The sequence below is a fragment of the Herbaspirillum sp. RTI4 genome, assembly GCF_034313965.1.
Lineage (GTDB): Bacteria > Pseudomonadota > Gammaproteobacteria > Burkholderiales > Burkholderiaceae_D > Herbaspirillum.
This window is the reverse complement of record NZ_JAVIWQ010000002.1, coordinates 85,358-104,090: the sequence shown is the minus strand read 5'-3', so window position 1 is coordinate 104,090 and position 18,733 is coordinate 85,358. Positions and strand designations below refer to the sequence as shown.

Here is an 18,733-nt window from a genome sequence, read left to right as displayed (position 1 = left end):
CTTAATCGGGTAACACTGGTGCAGTTGCGGGAGCCGCGCTATCGCTGCGTGCGCGACTGGCCGGACTGCGGCGTTTGCGTTTTTTGGCAGGGGCAGGACCGGTGTTTGATGCGCTACCGGCGGTATTGATCTTTTGCGTCAGCAAAATTTCGCGGCCGGAACCGTCGGCTTCCATGAACGCCGTCCACCATTCGCCGATGCCGCTCTGGATTTCACCCGATGCACAGCGCAGCAGCAGGAAGTCGTAACCAGCGCGCAGACGCGGGTGTTCCAGCAGTTTGTAGGGCGACTTGCCGGTGCGTCGTTCAAAGCGCGGTTGCATGGCCCAGATATCGCGCATGTCGGAGGCAATCTTGCGTTGCAGCGCCAGCTTGTCGGTCTGGGCGTCGAGCACATCGTCGGCCGCCAGATGCAGCGCCGGAATCGGGTATTCGCCCGCCGCCTGATATGCCTGCCACTTTTCCAGCACCTGATGCCACAGCAGCGAGGCGAACAGGAAGCCGGGCGAAACCGGCTTGCCCTGACGAATCCGCTCATCCGTATTGCCCAGCGCCAGCGTAACGAATTTCTCGCCCAGCGGTTGTTCCAGCACCACGTCCAGCAGCGGCAGCAGGCCGTGATGCAAGCCCTCTTTGCGCAGCTGTTGCAGACAGGCCAGCGCCTGACCGCTCATGAGCAGCTTGAGCATTTCATCAAAGACGCGCGCCGCCGGGACGTTGTCGATCAATGAGGCCATCAAGGCGATTGGTGCGCTGGTGGCGGGATCAATCGTGAAATTGAGTCTGGCGGCAAACCGCACTGCGCGCAGCATCCGAACCGGGTCTTCGCGGAAACGCACTTCCGCCAGGCCGATGATGCGCAGCGTTTTGGCGCGGATATCGGCAATGCCGCCGTAGTAATCGAGCACGGTCTCGGTGGCCGGGTCGTAATACATGGCGTTGATGGTGAAGTCGCGACGCTGCGCATCTTCATGCTGCTCGCCGAAGGTATTGTCGCGCAGCACGCGACCATGTTCGTCTTTCGGTGCGCTGTCGGCAGAGGAGCCACGGAAGGTCGTCACTTCGAGCAGATCCTGGCCGAACATCACATGCACAATCTGAAAGCGGCGACCGATGATGAAGGCGCGGCGGAACAGTTTTTTAACCTGCTCCGGCGTGGCGTTGGTCGCAATGTCGAAATCCTTGGGCTTGACGTGCAATAGCAGATCGCGCACCGCGCCGCCGACGATAAAGGCCTTGAAGCCGGCGTCTTGCAGGGTTTTGGTCACGCGCACGGCGTTAGACGAAACCAGCTGCGGGTCGATGCCGTGTTGTTTGCGGTCGAGTACCTGCGCCTGGCCCGGTTTTAAGGCTTTTTTACTTTTTCCCAGCAGGGAGCGGATCAGTCTTTTTATCATTGCAGATGCGCTTCGAAAAGGTTCAGGATCGGCCAGGCGTGGGCGAGTGCATGCGCTTTCAGCTTGGCATTGGGGTTGGTGGCCACCGGATCGGTGACCAGCGACATCAGCGGAATATCGTTTTGCGAATCGCTATAAAAATAACTGCGTTCGAAGTCGCCCAGCGTTTTTTGCATGCCAGCCAGCCAGGCTTCGGTTTGCACGATCTTGCCGGCACCGTAGGAATGGCCATTGGCCAGTTGGCCGGTAAGGCTGCCGTCGGCATTGAGAACCGGATGGGCAGCGACCAGATGTTCGACGTCGAACAGCCGCGCAATCGGCGCGGTGACAAAGCTGTTGGTGGCGGTGACGATGGCGACCAGATCGCCCGCCTCCTGATGTTTTTTGACCAGCGCCAGGGCGACGGGAAGCACTACCGGTTGCACGACTTCGCGCAAGAATTGCGCATGCCATGTGTCGAGTTGCGCACGAGGAAAACGCGCCAGCGTAGAAAAGGCAAATTCCAGATACTTGACCGGATCGAGCGTGCCGGCTTCGTATTGGGCGTACCACTCGTTATTATGCTTGCGGAACTCGTCGGGATCGACTGCGCCGGTGCGAGACAAAAACTGGCCCCACTCGTGGTCGGAGTCCAGCGGCAACAAGGTATGGTCGAGATCGAAGAGAGCGAGGTTCATAGGGGAGGGGTGGTCATGAGCTGGTTTCTTCCGATTCCAGCTGGAGCAGGCTGCGCAGCAGCGGCAGAGTAATGGGACGCTTGGTTTCCAGCGAATAACGGTCCAGCGCATCCAGCATGGCCGACAGCGAACGCATATCGCGCTGAAAATGCGTAATGAGATAGGGTAGCACGCCAGAGGCAATCCCCACGCCGCGTGCGGCGGCGGCGGTTTCCAGCGCGGCAATTTTTTCTGCGTCGCTCAGGCTGTGTAACTGATAAATCAGACCCCAGCCCAAACGCGTGCGCAAATCTTCACGCACAGCGAGCTGCGCCGGAGCAGCTGCCCCCGCTGCCGCCAGCACCCCGCCGCGCTCGCGCACCTGGTTGAATAGATTGAATGCGGCGATTTGCGACGCAGGCGACAAGCGTTCGCAATCGTCCAGCACATAGCAGCGGATGTCGGGGGAGTAATCGAATGATTCCGGCGTCGAATCGGCAGACAGATAGCGGCCGTTAGTCGCAGCGGTCAGCGCTTGCAGCAAGTGGCTTTTGCCGGAACCGGCTTCGCCCCAGAGGTAGAGGGAACGGTCGCCCGTGGTTTCGGCGCTACCCGCCCACAGTTGCAGGCGTTGCATCAGTTCTGCATTGCTGCTGCCGGCGATGAATCCCTCCAGCGAAAATGGCTGCGCTTGCGGTAGTTCCAGGATGAGCTGCCGCATAGGTTGAATTTTCACGGGTGGAACGCTCATGGATGAGCTCTGCAGGCAGTGAGCCGGGCGCGCATTCCGGGCGAGATCATGATCCTAGGCATTGTAAAAGGGGCTGCTCAGATAACTGGCCTTGACATGCTTGACCATGACCGACATGGCCGCCGAGGCCGGCAGCGCCAGCAGCACGCCGGTGAAGCCGAACAGTTGTCCGAACGCCAGCAAAGCAAAAATCACCACCAATGGGTGCAGGCCGATACGTTCGCCGACGAGCATCGGCGTGAGGATGAAGCTTTCCAGCACCTGACCGACGCCGTAGATCACCGCGACCGCAATCAGGCCGTACCAGCCGCTGAATTGCAATACCGCAGCGACCAGCGCCAGCGTCAGGCCGAGGCCGTAGCCGACGAAGGGAATGAACACCAGCAAGCCGGTCACGATACCGACTGGCAGCGCGATATCAAAACCGGCAACGGCCAGCGCGGCAGAATAATAAATCGCCAGTATCAGCATCACCAGCAATTGACCGCGCAGATACTGCGCCAGCAACTGATCGACTTCAACGGCCAGCGTCCTGACCTTGGCGGTCCAGCGGCGCGGAATCAGGCGCTCTATGCGTTGCAAAAATACATGCCAGTCAAGCAGCAGATAAAACAGCGCCATCGGGATGAACAGCAGCGTGCTTAGCCAGCCAAGGATGGCGGTGCCGCCGGTGCGTACCGAGGCGAATACCGAGGACCAGATTTCCTCGCTGCTGGTCGCCATTTGTCTGGTCAGCATTTTCATTACGCCGCTGCCATCGAGTCGCACCTGGATACCGAAGTCTTCCAGGCGCGGGGCCAGCACCGTATTGAGCCGGTCTAATAATTTGGGAATCAGGTCCCTGAGCAGCGGCAATTCGCGGCCGATGATAGGTACGACCACCAGGACGATGGCTAGCAGTGCCAGGATGAACACCAGCATGACGATCGCTACGGCCACCACGCGAGGCAGCTTCCAGCCGCCGATGCGCTGCCGTGCCAGACGATCCACGCCGGGATTGAGCGCATAGGCCAGAATGCCGGCCGTAAAAAAGGGCGTGAGCATAGGGCCGAGCAGTACTAAAAGCCCGATCAGCAGCAGCGCGGCAATCAGCCACGGCAGCGTATGTTTTTGATCATCTGACAAAGAAAAACCCATGAAATAAGATAAGTGCAACCCGGTTTGATAAAATCACGCTTTGCGCCGCCGGTTACGGTAGCGCTCCAACCTGCTATTTTACCGCCTCTGCCGCCACTCACATGACTTCATCTACCAAAGTTTCTCTCTCTTACCGCGATGCGGGCGTCGATATGGACGCCGGCGACGCTCTGGTTGAGGCAATCAAGCCTTTTGCCAAGCGCACCACCCGGGAGGGCGTACTGGGCGGCATCGGTGGTTTCGGCGCTCTTTTTGAAATCAGCAAAAAATTCAAGGAGCCGGTACTGGTCTCCGGTACCGACGGCGTCGGCACCAAGCTCAAACTGGCGTTTCACCTGCAACGTCACGATACGGTCGGCATCGATCTGGTCGCCATGAGCGTCAACGACATCCTGGTGCAGGGCGCCGAGCCGCTGTTCTTCCTCGATTATTTCGCCTGCGGCAAGCTGGATGTGCCTAGCGCCACCGATGTCATCAAGGGCATTGCCGCCGGCTGCGAACAGGCCGGTTGCGCTCTGATCGGCGGCGAAACCGCTGAAATGCCCGGCATGTACCCGGACGGCGAATACGATCTCGCCGGTTTTGCCGTCGGTGCAGTGGAAAAATCGAAACTGATCGACGGCACCAAAATCGCTCCCGGCGATGTCGTCCTCGGTCTGGCCTCGTCCGGCGCGCATTCTAACGGTTATTCGCTGGTGCGCAAGATACTCGACGTCGCCAAACCTGATCTGAACGCCGATTTCCACGGCCGTCCGCTGGCTGACGTCCTGATGACGCCGACCCGCATCTACGTCAAACCCCTGCTGGCGCTGATGGCCTCGATGGAAGTCAAGGGACTGGTGCATATCACCGGCGGCGGTTTGCTGGAAAACGTGCCGCGCGTCTTGCAAGACCATCTGACCGCCGAATTGCAGAGCAGCGCCTGGACTATGCCGCCGCTGTTTTCCTGGCTGCAAACCCACGGCGGCGTGGCCGACGATGAAATGCACCGGGTTTTCAATTGCGGTATCGGCATGACGGTGATTATCAGCAAGGAAAACGCAGACGCCGCCATGGCGCAACTGCAAGCCGCTGGCGAAACGGTGTGGCGTATCGGTCAAATCCGCGCCCGCGCCGAAGGTGAAGCGCAAACCATCGTTATCTGATTTTTATTTGAAGGGAACAGCGCGGCGCAGGCTGTGCTTCATGGGAAAACGAGAATAAAAAAACGGCGGGTGGAGAAATTATCCACCCGCCGTTTTTTTATTATCTGCTATATCCCATCGTCGACAGGCGCTGGCCTGCCGTCAGTGCTCTTTAAGACGGTTGCTTGCCACCATCCTGCTGCGCCAGCGACTGCCGCGGAGGCAGCGAGTCATTCAGCGTTGCACCGGGCGGAGCAACCCGCACCGGCTGATTGTAGGTGTCGTGTGTCGAGAGGACATTGCTGGTCGCACCGGCGGCGGCATTCCAGACCGGATCAGCGATTTCCTCGAAGCCGCGTTTGAGCTGCGCGCCCCAGCTTGAACGGATCATTTGAAAATACTGGTTGTTTTCATCGATGGTCACAAAGCGGTTGACCGTCAGCGAGTCCTTCTCATACAGCATCAGATCCAGCGGCAGTCCGACTGAAATATTCGAACGCAGCGTCGAGTCCATCGAAATCAGCGCGCATTTGGCCGCTTCGTCCAGCGTGGTGGCCGGTGTCACGACGCGATCCAGGATAGGTTTGCCGTATTTCGATTCACCGATCTGGAAGCAGGCGTTTTCATCGCGCGATTCAATGAAGTTGCCGGCGGAATACATCTGGAACAGGCGGCAATGCTCACCCTTGATCTGGCCGCCGAACAGGATGCTGACGTTGAAGTCGATACCGAACTTGCTCAGCTCCTCGGCTTCGCGGTCGTGCACCACCCGAATGGCGTCGCCCAGTATCTGCGCAGCTTCATACATCGAAGGTGCGGTCCAGATCGTGTGTCCTGCCGCGTTGGTGCGGTCGGATAGCAACTGCCGCACCGATTGCGAAATCGACAAGTTGCCGGCCGTCATCAGGACCATTACCCGTTCGCCGGGGATTTCAAAGACGCTCATCTTGCGGAAGGTGCTGATATGGTCGACCCCCGCATTGGTGCGGGAATCGGACAGGAACACCAAGCCTTCGTCGAGGCGGATGGCAACGCAATAAGTCATAGTTTCAAAGTCACAAGCAAAACCTGAATTTTACAGGAGGCCGGGAGACGGGCAGAAAACGGAACGGGTGAAGGGGCTTAGACAAGCGCTCAGGGGCAGCATGGCGCTTTGTTGCTGTTGTGAAAGTGCGACAAAAAACGGGGTCTGGGCATCGTCCCGCCCACCCCGCCCGCTATTACGCCGCCAGCGGCACCAGAAAATCGCGACTGATGCGATTGCCCAGCTCAAAAATACGTTCCAGATAGCGCGTCAGATAGTCATGCAGACCCGCTTCCAGCACTTCTTCGATGCGCTGGAATTGCAGGTCGGCGTGCAACTTGCCAGCAAACCGTTCGGTATCGGCCGAACCGCTATTGCTCACCTGCTTGAGATTGTTGACCACCTGCTCCATGCACGCCATCAGCGAGCGCGGCATATCTCCACGCAAGATCAGCAATTCCGCCACCCGCGCCGGGGTGATGACGTCGCGGTAGACCTTGCGGTAGATTTCAAACCCCGATACCGAGCGCAAAATCGCCGCCCAGTAATAGAAATCGACCTGCGCCTCGGCAGTTGGCTGGCTCAGCCTTTCCTGCGACTGGTGCTGCTGCGCCTGATGGAATTTGACGTCGATGATGCGCGCCGTATTGTCGGCCCGTTCGAGGAAGGTGCCGAGACGGATGAAATGGAAGGCTTCGTCTTTGAGCATGGTGCCGATGGTCACGCCGCGCGAAAGGTGTGAGCGATGCTTGACCCAGTCGAACAGATCGGTCGGGCTGTTCTGGAAGTCGGTCTTCTTGAGATGGTCTTCCAGCTTCAGCCAGGTTGCATTCTGAATTTCCCAGGCTTCGGTGGTTAGCGATCCGCGTACGGCGCGGGCGTTTTCGCGGGCCTGCTTCAGACAGCAAAAAATGGACGAAGGATTGTTCGGATCGCAGACCATGAAATCGAGCACGTCGCGCTGTGTGATGGCCGTGTATTTCTCGTCATACGCTTCCTGCAATTCGGAAATGCCGAGCAGAGCGCGCCAGCCATCTTCGGCGCTGCTGTCGGTATGCGGGAGTAAAGCAGTCTGCACATGCACGTCCAGCATGCGGGCAGTATTTTCGGCGCGTTCGGTGTAGCGGGACATCCAGAACAAGTGGTCGGCGGTGCGGCTGAGCATATTATTTCTCCAGAATCCAGGTGTCTTTGGTACCGCCGCCTTGCGACGAATTGACCACCAGCGAACCATCTTGCAACGCGACCCGTGTCAGGCCACCCTTGACCATCGAGATATCCTTGCCGGACAACACGAAAGGCCGCAAATCGATATGGCGTGGTGCGATGCCGGCTTCGACGAAGGTCGGGCAGGCCGATAGCGCCAGCGTCGGTTGGGAAATATACCCCGCCGGATTGGCCAGCACGCGGCGGCGGAAATCTTCGATTTCCTTCTGTGTCGAGGCCGGGCCGACCAGCATGCCGTAACCGCCCGCCCCATGCACTTCCTTGACTACCAGATCCTTCATATGCTCCAGCGTGTAGGCCAGATCGGCCTTGCGGCGGCACTGGTAAGTCGGCACGTTGTTGAGGATGGGTTCTTCGCTCAGATAAAACTTGATCATGTCCGGCACGAAGGGATAAATCGACTTGTCGTCGGCCACGCCGGTGCCGATGGCGTTGGCCAGCGTCACATTGCCGGCGCGGTAGGCCGAGAGCAGACCGGGAACGCCGATCGTGGAGTCGGCGCGGAAGGCGCGCGGATCGAGATAATCGTCGTCAATGCGGCGATAGATCACATCGACCCGCTGCGGGCCGCGGGTGGTGCGCATGAACACCGCATCGTCATCGACGAACAGATCCTGCCCTTCCACCAGCTCCACGCCCATTTGCTGCGCCAGGAAGGCATGTTCGAAATAGGCCGAGTTATACATGCCGGGCGTCATCACCACCACGGTCGGATCGACCACGCCAACCGGCGCGACCGAGCGCAGATTATCGAGCAGCATGTCGGGATAATGCGCAACCGGGGCGATCTTGTGCTGGCGGAATAATTCGGGGAACAGCCGCATCATCATCTTGCGGTTTTCCAGCATGTACGAGACGCCTGACGGTACCCGCAGATTGTCTTCCAGTACGTAAAACTCACCCACGCCGGCGCGCACGATATCGACGCCGGCGATGTGGGCGTAGATGTCCGAAGCCACCTTGACGCCCTGCATTTCAGGCCGGTACTGGGCGTTGTCGAAAATCTGTTCCGCCGGGATCACCCCGGCACGCACGATATTCTGGTCGTGATAAATGTCGTGCAGAAACATGTTGAGCGCCTTCACGCGCTGTTTCAGTCCCGCTTCCAGCTTGGCCCATTCCGCCGCATGGATGATGCGCGGGATCAGGTCGAAAGGAATCAGGCGTTCGGTGCCGGCATCGTTGCCATACACCGCAAACGTGATGCCGACGCGGCGGAAGATCATATCCGCTTCGGCGCGCTTGTGATCGAGGGTTTCAGCGGATTGCGCTTGCAGCCAACGGGCAAATTCAGCGTAGTGCGGGCGAACGGTGTTCGACCCGTCGGAATACATTTCGTCGAAAAAATTAGCCATAAATTATTCTTTATTCTTTCGTTCTTTTTATCGATGAAGTGCGCGGAGAAGTACGCCAATACGTTTTATCAGCGCTGGACACCTCCGGCGGGCTGTCCATTGTCCCCGTCCTTCAAAGGTTAGCACGCAAATCCCTCGTTTTGGCAGAGGTATTTGTCGGTTGCCGGGCCAGTTGGCGATGAGAGTCAGATCCAGGGCGTCGGCGGTGGCACTTCTGCCGGGCCGGGCATACTGATCGTATTGAAATCGGCAGGACTGACAATCTCCAGATATTCCATATCTTCCGAGTAATCAAATAGAAAATGGACGATACCCGGTCGCTGATGCACGCAGTCGCCCGCCTTCACCAGCGTGGGTTGATCTTCGTACATGAAGCGCGCCCATCCCTTGAGCATGATGACGATATGGAACTTCGCCTCATGTCGATGCCACCCGGTGCCGGTTTGCGGTGCCATATTGGCTTTCACCAGCTGCGCGATTACCTGACCGCCGGTAGCGGCAGCAATCCCCAGATCGCGATACAGGAAAAAATCACGCAGCCCGCCGGGCAGGAATTCAGTATCGCCTTCGCTGACATGAGAAAACACATTTTGCACATTTGCCACACTTGCCTGTTTCATGGGGCCCGTCCTTTCTGTGGAAATTCGCATTGCATGAAAATCGGTGGTCGCGCTACTCGCTTACGTCAGTCTTTGAAGCTCGCTGTTCAAAACTCGACATCGAGTTCGTCGATATCGTCTGGCTCTTCTTTTGCCGCCGCCACCCATTCCCGCATGGGCGGTAGCGCCATGATGCGCTGGCAATACGCCGCGCAGACCGGATCAAGCGTGACGTCATACGTCAGAAATCGCGTCACGACCGGCGCATACATGGCATCGGCAATGGTACGTTCGCCAAACAGGAAGGGGCCGCCGTACATGGCCAGACACTGCTTCCAGATGGCGGTAATACGGTCGATATCGGCCTGTGCCCGGGACCAGATGGCGAAGCCCGGAAAATGCCCCTTCAGATTCATCGGCAAGGCCGAACGCATGGCGCTGAAACCGGAGTGCATTTCGCCGCACACCGCCCGGCAATGCGCGCGCGCCGCCTGATCGGCCGGCAGCAGCTTGGCGGAGGGGCGGATTTCATTGAGGTATTCGCTGATCGCCAGTGTGTCCCAGACGACGATCTCGCCGTGCGTCAGGCAAGGTACCAGAAACGACGAAGACAACAGTAGTATTTCAGCGCGTGCCGCCGGGTCATCCGGCGAGACGATTTCCTCCTTGAACGTCAAACCTGAAAATTTGGCGATCAGCCAGCCGCGCAGCGACCATGAGGAGTAGTTTTTACTGGTAATGCGCAACAGTGTCTTTGGCATGTTCATCCTATTAGTGAAGTCTTGGCAGCTCCCGTTTCAAGCTGCTGCGCATCGCAATCCCGGGACTGTGGTGCTTAGGGCAAACCTTCTCATATTGCAACTTTGTCATGACGGCAACAGCGCTTGATTCTCACTGTTCGCCGCAGTCTCCCGACCGTACTCACCTTGCAAGGCTCGTGCCAGATGTGAACTCGATGCGAACCCGATGTGACACGGGCATACATATTGCATCGGAAGTCGCGCAATAAGACGGCGACGGTCGTCGGGCACAACAAGAACAGGGAGTCGTATGGCCGACATGTATCAGCGCTACCAAGCATACGCAGACGCGACGGACCCTCTGCGCGACATGGCGAGCGCCGTTTTGCCCCTATCCCAATGGAACTGGCCGGGCATGCCGCAGCCGCTGGCGATGAAGCAATTCGTAGCAGGGCTCGATACCTTTGCCCATACACGGGTAACGCATGTTCGTCCGCCGTTTGGACTCGATCAGATTTTGGATAACGGCCGCACCGTTGTGGTGCGCGAAGAGATCGCCGATCACACCCCGTTTTGCAGTTTGCTGCGCTTTCGCAAAGAATTGCCTGCCGGCACTGCGCCGCAACCACGGGTATTGGTGGTGGCCCCGATGTCGGGCCATTTCGCCACCCTGCTGCGCGGCACCGTCAAGACGCTGATGCGCGATCACGACGTCTATCTCACCGACTGGCATAACGTGCGCGATATTGCGCCGGAAGAAGGCAATTTCGACATGGATGATTACGTCGGGCATGTCATCCGTTTCCTGCAAAAAATCGGCCCCGGCGCGCATCTGCTGGCCGTTTGTCAGCCTACCGTCGCGGCGTTGTCGGCCGTTGCCGTCATGGCCGAAGCCGGCGATGCCTGCCAGCCGGACAGCATGACGCTGATGGCCGGGCCGATCGACACCCGCATCAACCCGACCGGCGTCAATGACCTGGCCAAGAGCAAACCCATAGACTGGTTTGAAAAAAATCTGGTCTGTACCGTCCCCGAGCGCTATGCCGGAGCCGGGCGGCGCGTGTACCCCGGCTTTCTGCAACTGGCGGCCTTCATGAGCATGAACATGGAGCGGCACGTCGGCGCTTTTCGCAATTTGTACAACGATCTGATCGAGGAAGAAACCGCCAGAGCGGAGGCGGTCAAGGTGTTCTACAAAGAATATTTCGCCATGACCGATCTGGCGGCCGATTTTTATCTGGAAACGGTGCGTCTGGTTTTTCAGGAACACGCCTTGCCGCTCGGCAAGTTGCACTATCGCGGTGCGCCCATCGACCTGAGCGCCATACGCCACACCGCCTTATTCACTGTGGAAGGGGAAAAAGATGACATCTGCGCCGTCGGCCAGACTCTCGCCGCACAAGAACTGTGCAGCGGCATTCGCCCCTCGCGCCGCTTGCATCACGTACAGACTGCGGTCGGGCATTACGGCGTCTTTAACGGCAGCCGCTGGAACAAGGAAATTTACCCGCGCCTGCGCGATTTCATTACGATGCACCAGCATTGAAGCGATACCGGCGCAGGCGCAACACGTATTCTGAGCATCAATAGCAATCCGTCCGGCAAAGAGGAGTTAGCTATCTTTGCCGTATCGGGGTATCGTCCACTTTTGCGCTGCCTGTCCCGCGTCCTTATGCAGGGCATTTCCACACCGCATCGAAAAGGATATGCATGACCATTCACGTCGCTCTCCATCACCGCACTTCCTATCACTACGACCGGCCGATTACGGTCGGCCCCCAGATAATTCGCCTGCGACCCGCGCCGCATTGCCGCACGCGCATCCTGAGCTATTCGCTGCGCATTTCACCGCAGCCGCATTTCATTAACTGGCAGCAGGACCCCGAAGCCAATTACCTGGCGCGGCTGGTGTTCCCGGAGAAGACGACGGAATTTACGATCGAAGTCGATCTGGTGGCCGAAATGGCGGTCATCAATCCTTTCGATTTCTTCCTCGAGCCATATGCCGAACAAATGCCGTTCGCCTATGCCGAAGAGCTGCATAACGAACTTGCCCCTTACCGCATCAAACAAGAGCTGACCCCGCTGCTGAAAGAATTTCTGAGCAAAGTACCGTCCGGGAAAATGCGCACCGAAGATTTTCTGGTCGGCATCAATCAACGGCTCTCTCATCTGATCGGCTACACCGTGCGCATGGAACCGGGCGTGCAGGAGCCGGAGCACACACTCAAAATCGGTTCCGGATCGTGCCGCGATTCTTCCTGGCTGCTGGTGCAAATCATGCGTCATCTGGGACTGGCAGCGCGCTTCGTCTCCGGCTATCTGATTCAACTGACCGCCGATCAAAAATCGCTCGATGGCCCCTCCGGCCCGACCGAAGATTTCACCGATCTGCACGCCTGGTGCGAAGTGTATTTGCCGGGCGCGGGCTGGGTAGGACTGGACCCGACCTCCGGCTTGTTTGCCGGCGAAGGGCACATCCCCCTGTCCTGTACGCCGGAGCCGTCCTCGGCAGCGCCGGTCAGCGGGCTGGTCGATCCCTGCGAAGTGGAATTCGAACATGAAATGAGCGTCAGCCGTTTCTGGGAATCGCCGCGTGTCACCAAACCCTACAGCGAAGATCAATGGACCGCCATCGACGCATTGGGCGACGCCATCGACCTCGATCTGGCCAAACAGGATGTGCGCCTGACCATGGGCGGCGAACCGACTTTTGTCGCCCTCGATCATCCCGAAGACGCCGAATGGAACACCGCCGCACTGGGCGCGACCAAGAAGCCGCTGGCCGCCGCTCTGTACCGTCGCATGCGCGAGCGTTACGCCGTGAAAGGTCTGACCCATTTCGGCCAAGGCAAGTGGTATCCCGGCGAACAGCTGCCGCGCTGGGCGCTCAATTGTTTCTGGCGCGCCGATGGCAAACCGGTCTGGAATAATCCCGCCCTGATTGCCGACGAAACCAAGCCGGGCAAGTTCGGCCAGGAAGTCGGCGCGGCTTTTCTCAAGCGCGTGGCGCAGCGGCTTTCACTGGCGACCGAGTTCATCATTCCCGCTTACGAAGATGTGTTTTATTACCTCTGGCGCGAGCGCCGTTTGCCGGTCAACGTCGATCCGCTCGACACCAAACTGGACGATGCGCAAGAGCGTGCGCGTCTGGCGCAAGTATTCTCTGACGGACTTGGCACTGTCGTCGGCCATCTGATGCCGCTGGTACACGCCGATACCGCCTGGAAAACCGGCAGCTGGTTTCTGCGCAGCGAACGCTGCTACCTGTTTCCCGGCGATTCCGCCATGGGCTACCGGTTGCCGCTCGATTCGCAGCCGTGGGCAAGCGAGACCGACACGCCGGTGATTCATCCCGCCGACCCGACGCAGACCTTTCCTCCGTTGCCGCCCACGGCCACGGCCGACAGCGTTCCCGCAGCGAAGGCAAAAACAGCAGCAGAGGCCGTACCGGTCTCCGGCGAATCGGCCGGCTGGATCAGCCGCACCGCGCTGTGCGCCGAAGTGCGCAATGGCGTCCTGTATTTATTCATGCCGCCCCTGGCGCGTCTGGAAGAGTATCTGACGCTGACGGCCATCATCGAAGCGACCGCCGAAGAACTCAAACAGCCGGTCATGCTGGAAGGCTACGAGCCGCCGGCCGACCCTCGCCTGCGCAAGTTCAGCGTCACGCCCGATCCCGGCGTGATCGAAGTCAATATCCATCCCGCCCGCAGCTGGCGCGAAATGGTCGCCATTACCACCGACCTGTACGCCGATGCACGCATTGGCCGTCTCAGCACCGAGAAATTCATGCTCGATGGCCGTCATTCCGGCACCGGCGGCGGCAACCATATCGTGATGGGCGGGGCAACGACGACCGATTCGCCTTTCCTGCGTCGCCCTGATTTGCTGCGCAGTTTAATCAGTTACTGGCACAACCATCCTTCGCTGTCCTATCTGTTTTCAGGTATGTTCATCGGCCCCACTTCTCAGGCGCCGCGTCTGGATGAAGCCCGTAATGACACCGTGGCAGAAATCGAACTTGCCTTTACTGAAATGCAGCGCAAGCTCGATAGTGAAGGCGAATGCGCGCCGTGGCTGCTCGACCGACTGTTGCGCAATCTGCTCACCGATGTCACCGGCAACACCCACCGTTCCGAGTTTTGCATCGACAAGATGTTTTCCCCGGACAGCACCACCGGCCGCCTCGGTCTGCTCGAAATGCGCGCTTTTGAAATGCCGCCGCATGAACGCATGAGTCTGACGCAGCAGTTACTGTTGCGCAGTCTGGTGGCGCGATTCTGGAAAACGCCGTATGCGCCGCCGCGGCTGGTGCGCTGGGGCACTGAACTGCATGACCGCTTCATGTTGCCGCATTTCATCTGGCAGGATTTCAGCGAAGTGATGGAAGACATGCAGGCCGCGGGTTATCCGATGCGCGCCGAGTGGTTCAAGCCGCATTTTGAATTCCGCTTTCCCAAAATCGGCGATCTTGAGATCAAGGGCATCGCGCTGGAATTGCGCACGGCGCTGGAACCCTGGCATGTGCTGGGAGAGGAAAGCAGTTCCAGCGGCACTGCCCGTTATGTCGATTCATCGCTGGAGCGGGTGCAGGTCAAGGTCAGCGGCATGGCGCCGGATCGTTACGTGCTCACTTGCAACGGAGTACCGGTGCCACTGCAACCGACCGGGCGCGTCGGGGAATTCGTCAGCGGTGTGCGCTACCGCGCATGGCAACCGCCTTCGGCGCTGCATCCGACTATCGGCATCGATTCACCTCTGACCTTCGATCTGGTTGATACCTGGAATCAACATAGTCTGGGCGGCTGTCAGTATCACGTGGTGCATCCGGGCGGTCGCAGCTACGACAGTTTCCCGGTCAATGCTTTCGAGGCCGAAAGTCGGCGCATGGCGCGCTATTTCCGGCTCAACCACACGCCGGGGCCGATGAAGGTGGATTCCGCCACGCCGTCGCTTGAGTTTCCATTTACGTTAGACTTACGCCACTTTTAACTGGCGTCTGACGGGGCTTGAACCTGCGGCTTGAACCTCTATGTACCGGCGTTTACACAAAACCTACTCGGCTGAAGCCAACCGCTACGATGAAATGCTGGGCGCAGACGGAGTGCTGCGCCCGCACTGGCGGCCGCTGATCGAGCAAATGGAAGGGCTGCCGCCGGACGTTCTGACGCGCCGCGCGCAACAAGTGCGCGACGCCATCGCCGCCGAAGGCGTCACCTACAACGTCTATGCCGATCCGCAAGGCGCAGCACGCGCCTGGGAACTGGATTTGTTGCCGCAGTTAATCGCCGCCGACGAATGGCAGACGCTGGCGACGGGCGTAGCGCAACGCGCCAGTCTGCTCAACGCCACGCTGGCCGATCTGTACGGGCCGCAGCATTTACTGTCCGAAGGTCTGCTGCCACCGGCGCTGGTATTCGGGCAGCACGATTACGTCTGGCCCTGCCACCACATCGTTCCGCCCGGCGGGGTGCATCTGCATGTCTACGCGGTCGATCTGGCGCGTTCGCCGGACGGTCGCTGGTGGGTGGTGGCAGACCGCACGCAAGTGCCTTCCGGCGCGGGCTATGCCTTGCAAAACCGGCAAATCATGACGCGTGCCATGCCGGACGCCCTGCGCGAAATGCGCGTGCAATCGCTGCGTCAGCATTTCCAGACGCTGCGCGAAAGTCTGATCCGGTTTTCACCGCAAGGCAGCGACGCTCCGCTGATCGTGCTGCTCACGCCGGGGCCTTACAACGAGACTTACTCCGAACACGCATTCCTGGCCCATACGCTGGGCTTTCAGCTGGTCGAAGGCGCCGATCTGATGGTGCGCGACGACATGGTGTTCCTCAAAACCCTGAGTGGTTTGCGACGGGTGCATGCCATCCTGCGCCGTCTCGATGACGATTACTGCGATCCGCTCGAACTGCGCTCCGAATCGGCGCTCGGCGTTCCCGGGCTGGTGCAGGCGGCGCGGCTGGGCAATGTGCTGATTGCCAATGCGCTCGGCAGCGGCATTCTGGAATCGACCGCAATGCACGGCTTCCTGCCCGCCATCAGCCAGCGCTTGCAGGGACGACCGCTGGCGCTGCCTAGCGTGGCCTCCTGGTGGTGCGGCGAGCGTCCGGCGCTTGAGTACACGCTGGCGCATCTGGATGAACTGGTGATTCTGCCAACCTTCCCCTCCATGCGCCGGCAACCGGTGTACGCCCACACGCTCAACGCCAGCGAACGCGCCGCATTGATCGACAGTTTGCAGGCGCAGCCGCATGCGTGGGTCGCGCAGGAATGGGTGCGCTTGTCGCAGGGACCGGTGCTGGCGCGTGGCGATTCCGCCCGACTCATTAGTCGTCCGCTCAGCTTGCGCATGTTCGCCGTGGCGCGGCCCGATGGCAGTTACGAAGTGATGGCCGGTGGACTGGCGCGTGTCGCACCGTATCTGCGCGACGTGGTGTCGATGCAGCAAGGCGGCGTCAGCAAGGATGTCTGGGTACTCAAACCGCTGGCAACGGCCGACGCGATTCCTGCCACAGACCCGTGGCTGGCAGCCGTTGATGCCGATGAATTCGGTGTGGCGGCGGAGCATCGGCAATTCGCGGTGCAGGCGCTGCGCAGCACGGTCGATGTGTCCTCTCATGCCGGGGAAAGCCTGTTCTGGATGGGCCGTTATGCCGAGCGTTGCGATAATCTGGCCCGCGTACTGCGCGCCACGCTTTACCGCAGCGCCGACGATGCCGAGCTTGCCGAGGTTGTGGGAAAAACGCACGCAGAAGAGGCCAGTCCTTTCGATAGCATCGCGCTGTTGTGCGAAACGCTAGGCATTGATCTGGAGGAGGCCGACAGTCGGACGGCCATCGTCGAATGTCTGATTGCGGCCATTCATGACCCCAAGGCGGAAATCAGCGTGGCTGGTCACATCCGGCAATTGCACCGCTGCGCGTATCAGGTCAGGGAGCATCTGTCGCTCGATAACTGGCTGCTGATTCACTCCATGCCGCCGATGCTGGGCCCGCCGCCGGCACCTGCACCAATGGATGCCAGCGCCCCCGACGCCGCCCTCGGCGCATTGCAAAAGGTATTGCATGCCTGCGCCGCGCTGGCCGGCCATGCGCTGGACGACATGACGCGCGACGAAGGCTGGCATTTCCTCATGTTGGGTCGTCATATCGAACGCATGGGGCAACTGGCCAAACTGATGCACGGCTTTCTGGCCTTGCCGTCGGCGGCACAGGATGACGCGCTGGGCTGGTTACTGGACGCGACCAGCAGTGTGGTGACTTACCGGGTTCGCTATCGTCGCTTGCCTGAATGGCTGCCGGTGCTGCATCTGTTGGTATTTGATGCCAGCAACCCGCATGGTCTGGCGTTCCAGTTCCACATGCTGGTGCGTTATCTGGAACACATCGACGCCCGCATGGATGTGCTCAGTATCGGTATGCCGCGTCAGCTGACCCTGTTGCTGGAAGCCTTCGATCTGGCGCAGTTCGCCCGCGAATCGGCATCGGCCGACGATGCCAGAGAACGCCTGCTGCAATTGATGGAGGACGCCATGCTGGTTGCCGCCACCTTGTCGGAAGACCTGACGCGGCACTTCTTCACGCCGCTGTCGGCCCCGGTAACGCAGGGAATAGGATGAGGCCGCCGCGATGAATCAGCCAGGTCAGCAATCTCAGTCGCAATCACAATCCTTGCTATTGCAGGAGAAGACGAACGGTGCGTGTTCGTATCACATCCTGCATGAAACCAGTTACACCTATTCGGCACCGGTGCGCCTGTCGCACCAGATCCTGCGACTGACGCCGCGTTCCTTGCCGTGGCAAATCTGCGCCGCGCATCACATGCATATCGCGCCCGAACCGCATCATGTGCGCTTGTTCGAGGATAGCTTCGGCAATTCGGTGCAGGCGTTTTCTCTCGATAGCGATCACATCAGCCTCAATGTGTTTGCCGAGTCCCGCGTCGAGCTTTCGGCGCGTCCACAGATGGGTGAAACCCCGCAGTGGGAAGCGGTTGGCGAGCGTTTCGTGTATCACGCCGGATACGCTTTGTCGGAAGCGGAGCTGGAAGCGGCGCGTTATCTGTTTGAATCGACGCACGTCAGAAACAAGCGCGAATTTTCCCGCTATGCGCAGGAATGTTTTACGCCGGGCCGCTCGCTGCTGGAGGGGGTGGAGGCGCTGATGCTGCGCATTTACACGGAATTTTCCTTCGACCCGGATGCCACTACCGTCTCGACGCCGGTCACGGAAGTTTTCGCCAACAAGCGCGGCGTATGTCAGGATTTCGCGCATTTCATGCTGTCCTGTTTGCGCTCGATGGGATTGCCGGCACGCTACGTCAGCGGCTATCTGCTGACCGAACCGCCGCCGGGAGAGCCGCGTCTGGTCGGTGCCGATGCGTCCCATGCCTGGGTTGCGGTGTACTGTCCCGGCATCGACGGCCAACCCGGTTTCTGGATCGAGGCCGATCCGACCAACGGCATCTTTGCCGGCACCAGCCACATCATTCTTGGCTGGGGGCGCGATTTTCTGGATGTGTCGCCGCTGCGCGGCGTACTCATCGGCGGTGGTCAGCAAACCATGAAAGTTGCCGTGACGGTGACGCCGACTTAGTTGCACGTATTTGCGTCCTCACGAAAGACTTTGCTGTTGGCGCTCTACGTTTTGCATGGTACGGCTCAGCGGGATAGCGTTACTGCTCAAGTCCTAGCAAATCGGCATTTATAAAGCACTGCCC

At 59.5% G+C, this 18,733-nt stretch carries 14 protein-coding genes; 5 read left to right on the top strand and 9 right to left on the bottom strand.

Annotated features, from left to right (window positions below; genetic code table 11):
* Position 1: 1 nt before the first annotated feature.
* The 4 genes from pcnB to RGU70_RS00675 all read right to left on the bottom strand — a co-directional run bounded on the left by pcnB (position 2) and on the right by RGU70_RS00675 (position 3,940).
* On the bottom strand, positions 2-1,396 hold the full coding sequence (gene pcnB / locus RGU70_RS00690; protein ID WP_322207514.1) for a polynucleotide adenylyltransferase PcnB: 1,395 nt from the start codon (positions 1,394-1,396) through the stop codon (positions 2-4).
* Positions 1,393-2,073, bottom strand: coding sequence for an HAD family hydrolase (locus RGU70_RS00685; protein WP_322207513.1), 681 nt, complete (start codon positions 2,071-2,073; stop codon positions 1,393-1,395). The genes pcnB and RGU70_RS00685 overlap by 4 nt, the downstream gene beginning before the upstream one ends.
* Before the next feature lie 13 nt (positions 2,074-2,086).
* Entirely contained in the window at positions 2,087-2,773 is a 687-nt protein-coding gene (gene hda / locus RGU70_RS00680; protein ID WP_322210654.1) for a DnaA regulatory inactivator Hda, read from the bottom strand.
* Between the two features lie 84 nt (positions 2,774-2,857).
* On the bottom strand, positions 2,858-3,940 hold the full coding sequence (locus RGU70_RS00675; protein ID WP_322207512.1) for an AI-2E family transporter: 1,083 nt from the start codon (positions 3,938-3,940) through the stop codon (positions 2,858-2,860).
* Between the two features lie 101 nt (positions 3,941-4,041).
* Here RGU70_RS00675 and purM point away from each other — a divergent pair, with 101 nt between their 5' ends.
* Positions 4,042-5,085 carry a phosphoribosylformylglycinamidine cyclo-ligase gene (purM, locus tag RGU70_RS00670; RefSeq protein WP_322207511.1) on the top strand — a complete coding sequence of 348 codons (1,044 nt, stop codon included), beginning with the start codon at positions 4,042-4,044 and terminating at the stop codon, positions 5,083-5,085.
* A gap of 151 nt (positions 5,086-5,236) precedes the next feature.
* Here purM and RGU70_RS00665 read toward each other — a convergent pair whose 3' ends face one another.
* From RGU70_RS00665 to RGU70_RS00645, 5 genes are all read right to left on the bottom strand, one after another.
* Positions 5,237-6,109, bottom strand: coding sequence for a proteasome-type protease (locus RGU70_RS00665; protein ID WP_322207510.1), 873 nt, complete (start codon positions 6,107-6,109; stop codon positions 5,237-5,239).
* A gap of 175 nt (positions 6,110-6,284) precedes the next feature.
* Complete coding sequence (locus tag RGU70_RS00660) at positions 6,285-7,253, bottom strand: alpha-E domain-containing protein (protein ID WP_322207509.1); 969 nt, start codon at positions 7,251-7,253, stop codon at positions 6,285-6,287.
* Position 7,254: 1 nt separating this feature from the next.
* Entirely contained in the window at positions 7,255-8,670 is a 1,416-nt protein-coding gene (locus RGU70_RS00655) for a circularly permuted type 2 ATP-grasp protein (protein ID WP_322207508.1), read from the bottom strand.
* A 185-nt stretch (positions 8,671-8,855) separates the two neighbouring features.
* Positions 8,856-9,290 carry a cupin domain-containing protein gene (locus tag RGU70_RS00650; RefSeq protein WP_322207507.1) on the bottom strand — a complete coding sequence of 145 codons (435 nt, stop codon included), beginning with the start codon at positions 9,288-9,290 and terminating at the stop codon, positions 8,856-8,858.
* 86 nt (positions 9,291-9,376) lie between these two features.
* A complete protein-coding gene (locus tag RGU70_RS00645) occupies positions 9,377-10,030 on the bottom strand; it encodes a glutathione S-transferase family protein (RefSeq protein WP_322207506.1) in 654 nt (217 codons plus the stop codon).
* Positions 10,031-10,319: 289 nt separating this feature from the next.
* On the opposite strand from RGU70_RS00645, the gene RGU70_RS00640 reads away from it, so the two are divergent.
* The 4 genes from RGU70_RS00640 (at position 10,320) to RGU70_RS00625 (ending at position 18,609) form a co-directional block, all read left to right on the top strand.
* The gene (locus RGU70_RS00640) at positions 10,320-11,555 is read left to right on the top strand and encodes a polyhydroxyalkanoate depolymerase (protein ID WP_322207505.1); all 1,236 of its coding nucleotides are present in this window, start codon (positions 10,320-10,322) and stop codon (positions 11,553-11,555) included.
* A 164-nt stretch (positions 11,556-11,719) separates the two neighbouring features.
* The gene (locus RGU70_RS00635) at positions 11,720-15,004 is read left to right on the top strand and encodes a transglutaminase family protein (protein WP_322207504.1); all 3,285 of its coding nucleotides are present in this window, start codon (positions 11,720-11,722) and stop codon (positions 15,002-15,004) included.
* 40 nt (positions 15,005-15,044) lie between these two features.
* Positions 15,045-17,633 carry a circularly permuted type 2 ATP-grasp protein gene (locus RGU70_RS00630; RefSeq protein ID WP_322207503.1) on the top strand — a complete coding sequence of 863 codons (2,589 nt, stop codon included), beginning with the start codon at positions 15,045-15,047 and terminating at the stop codon, positions 17,631-17,633.
* 10 nt (positions 17,634-17,643) lie between these two features.
* Positions 17,644-18,609 carry a transglutaminase family protein gene (locus tag RGU70_RS00625; RefSeq protein ID WP_322207502.1) on the top strand — a complete coding sequence of 322 codons (966 nt, stop codon included), beginning with the start codon at positions 17,644-17,646 and terminating at the stop codon, positions 18,607-18,609.
* Positions 18,610-18,733: the final 124 nt, after the last annotated feature.

Excerpts from the sequence above, each read along its gene's own strand:
- pcnB (WP_322207514.1), bottom strand. The coding sequence starts at position 1,396 with ATGATAAAAAGACTGATCCGCTCCCTGCTGGGAAAAAGTAAAAAAGCC.
- RGU70_RS00685 (WP_322207513.1), bottom strand. The coding sequence starts at position 2,073 with ATGAACCTCGCTCTCTTCGATCTCGACCATACCTTGTTGCCGCTGGAC.
- hda (WP_322210654.1), bottom strand. The coding sequence starts at position 2,773 with ATGCGGCAGCTCATCCTGGAACTACCGCAAGCGCAGCCATTTTCGCTG.
- RGU70_RS00675 (WP_322207512.1), bottom strand. The coding sequence starts at position 3,940 with ATGGGTTTTTCTTTGTCAGATGATCAAAAACATACGCTGCCGTGGCTG.
- purM (WP_322207511.1), top strand. The coding sequence starts at position 4,042 with ATGACTTCATCTACCAAAGTTTCTCTCTCTTACCGCGATGCGGGCGTC.
- RGU70_RS00665 (WP_322207510.1), bottom strand. The coding sequence starts at position 6,109 with ATGACTTATTGCGTTGCCATCCGCCTCGACGAAGGCTTGGTGTTCCTG.
- RGU70_RS00660 (WP_322207509.1), bottom strand. The coding sequence starts at position 7,253 with ATGCTCAGCCGCACCGCCGACCACTTGTTCTGGATGTCCCGCTACACC.
- RGU70_RS00655 (WP_322207508.1), bottom strand. The coding sequence starts at position 8,670 with ATGGCTAATTTTTTCGACGAAATGTATTCCGACGGGTCGAACACCGTT.
- RGU70_RS00650 (WP_322207507.1), bottom strand. The coding sequence starts at position 9,290 with ATGAAACAGGCAAGTGTGGCAAATGTGCAAAATGTGTTTTCTCATGTC.
- RGU70_RS00645 (WP_322207506.1), bottom strand. The coding sequence starts at position 10,030 with ATGCCAAAGACACTGTTGCGCATTACCAGTAAAAACTACTCCTCATGG.
- RGU70_RS00640 (WP_322207505.1), top strand. The coding sequence starts at position 10,320 with ATGGCCGACATGTATCAGCGCTACCAAGCATACGCAGACGCGACGGAC.
- RGU70_RS00635 (WP_322207504.1), top strand. The coding sequence starts at position 11,720 with ATGACCATTCACGTCGCTCTCCATCACCGCACTTCCTATCACTACGAC.
- RGU70_RS00630 (WP_322207503.1), top strand. The coding sequence starts at position 15,045 with ATGTACCGGCGTTTACACAAAACCTACTCGGCTGAAGCCAACCGCTAC.
- RGU70_RS00625 (WP_322207502.1), top strand. The coding sequence starts at position 17,644 with ATGAATCAGCCAGGTCAGCAATCTCAGTCGCAATCACAATCCTTGCTA.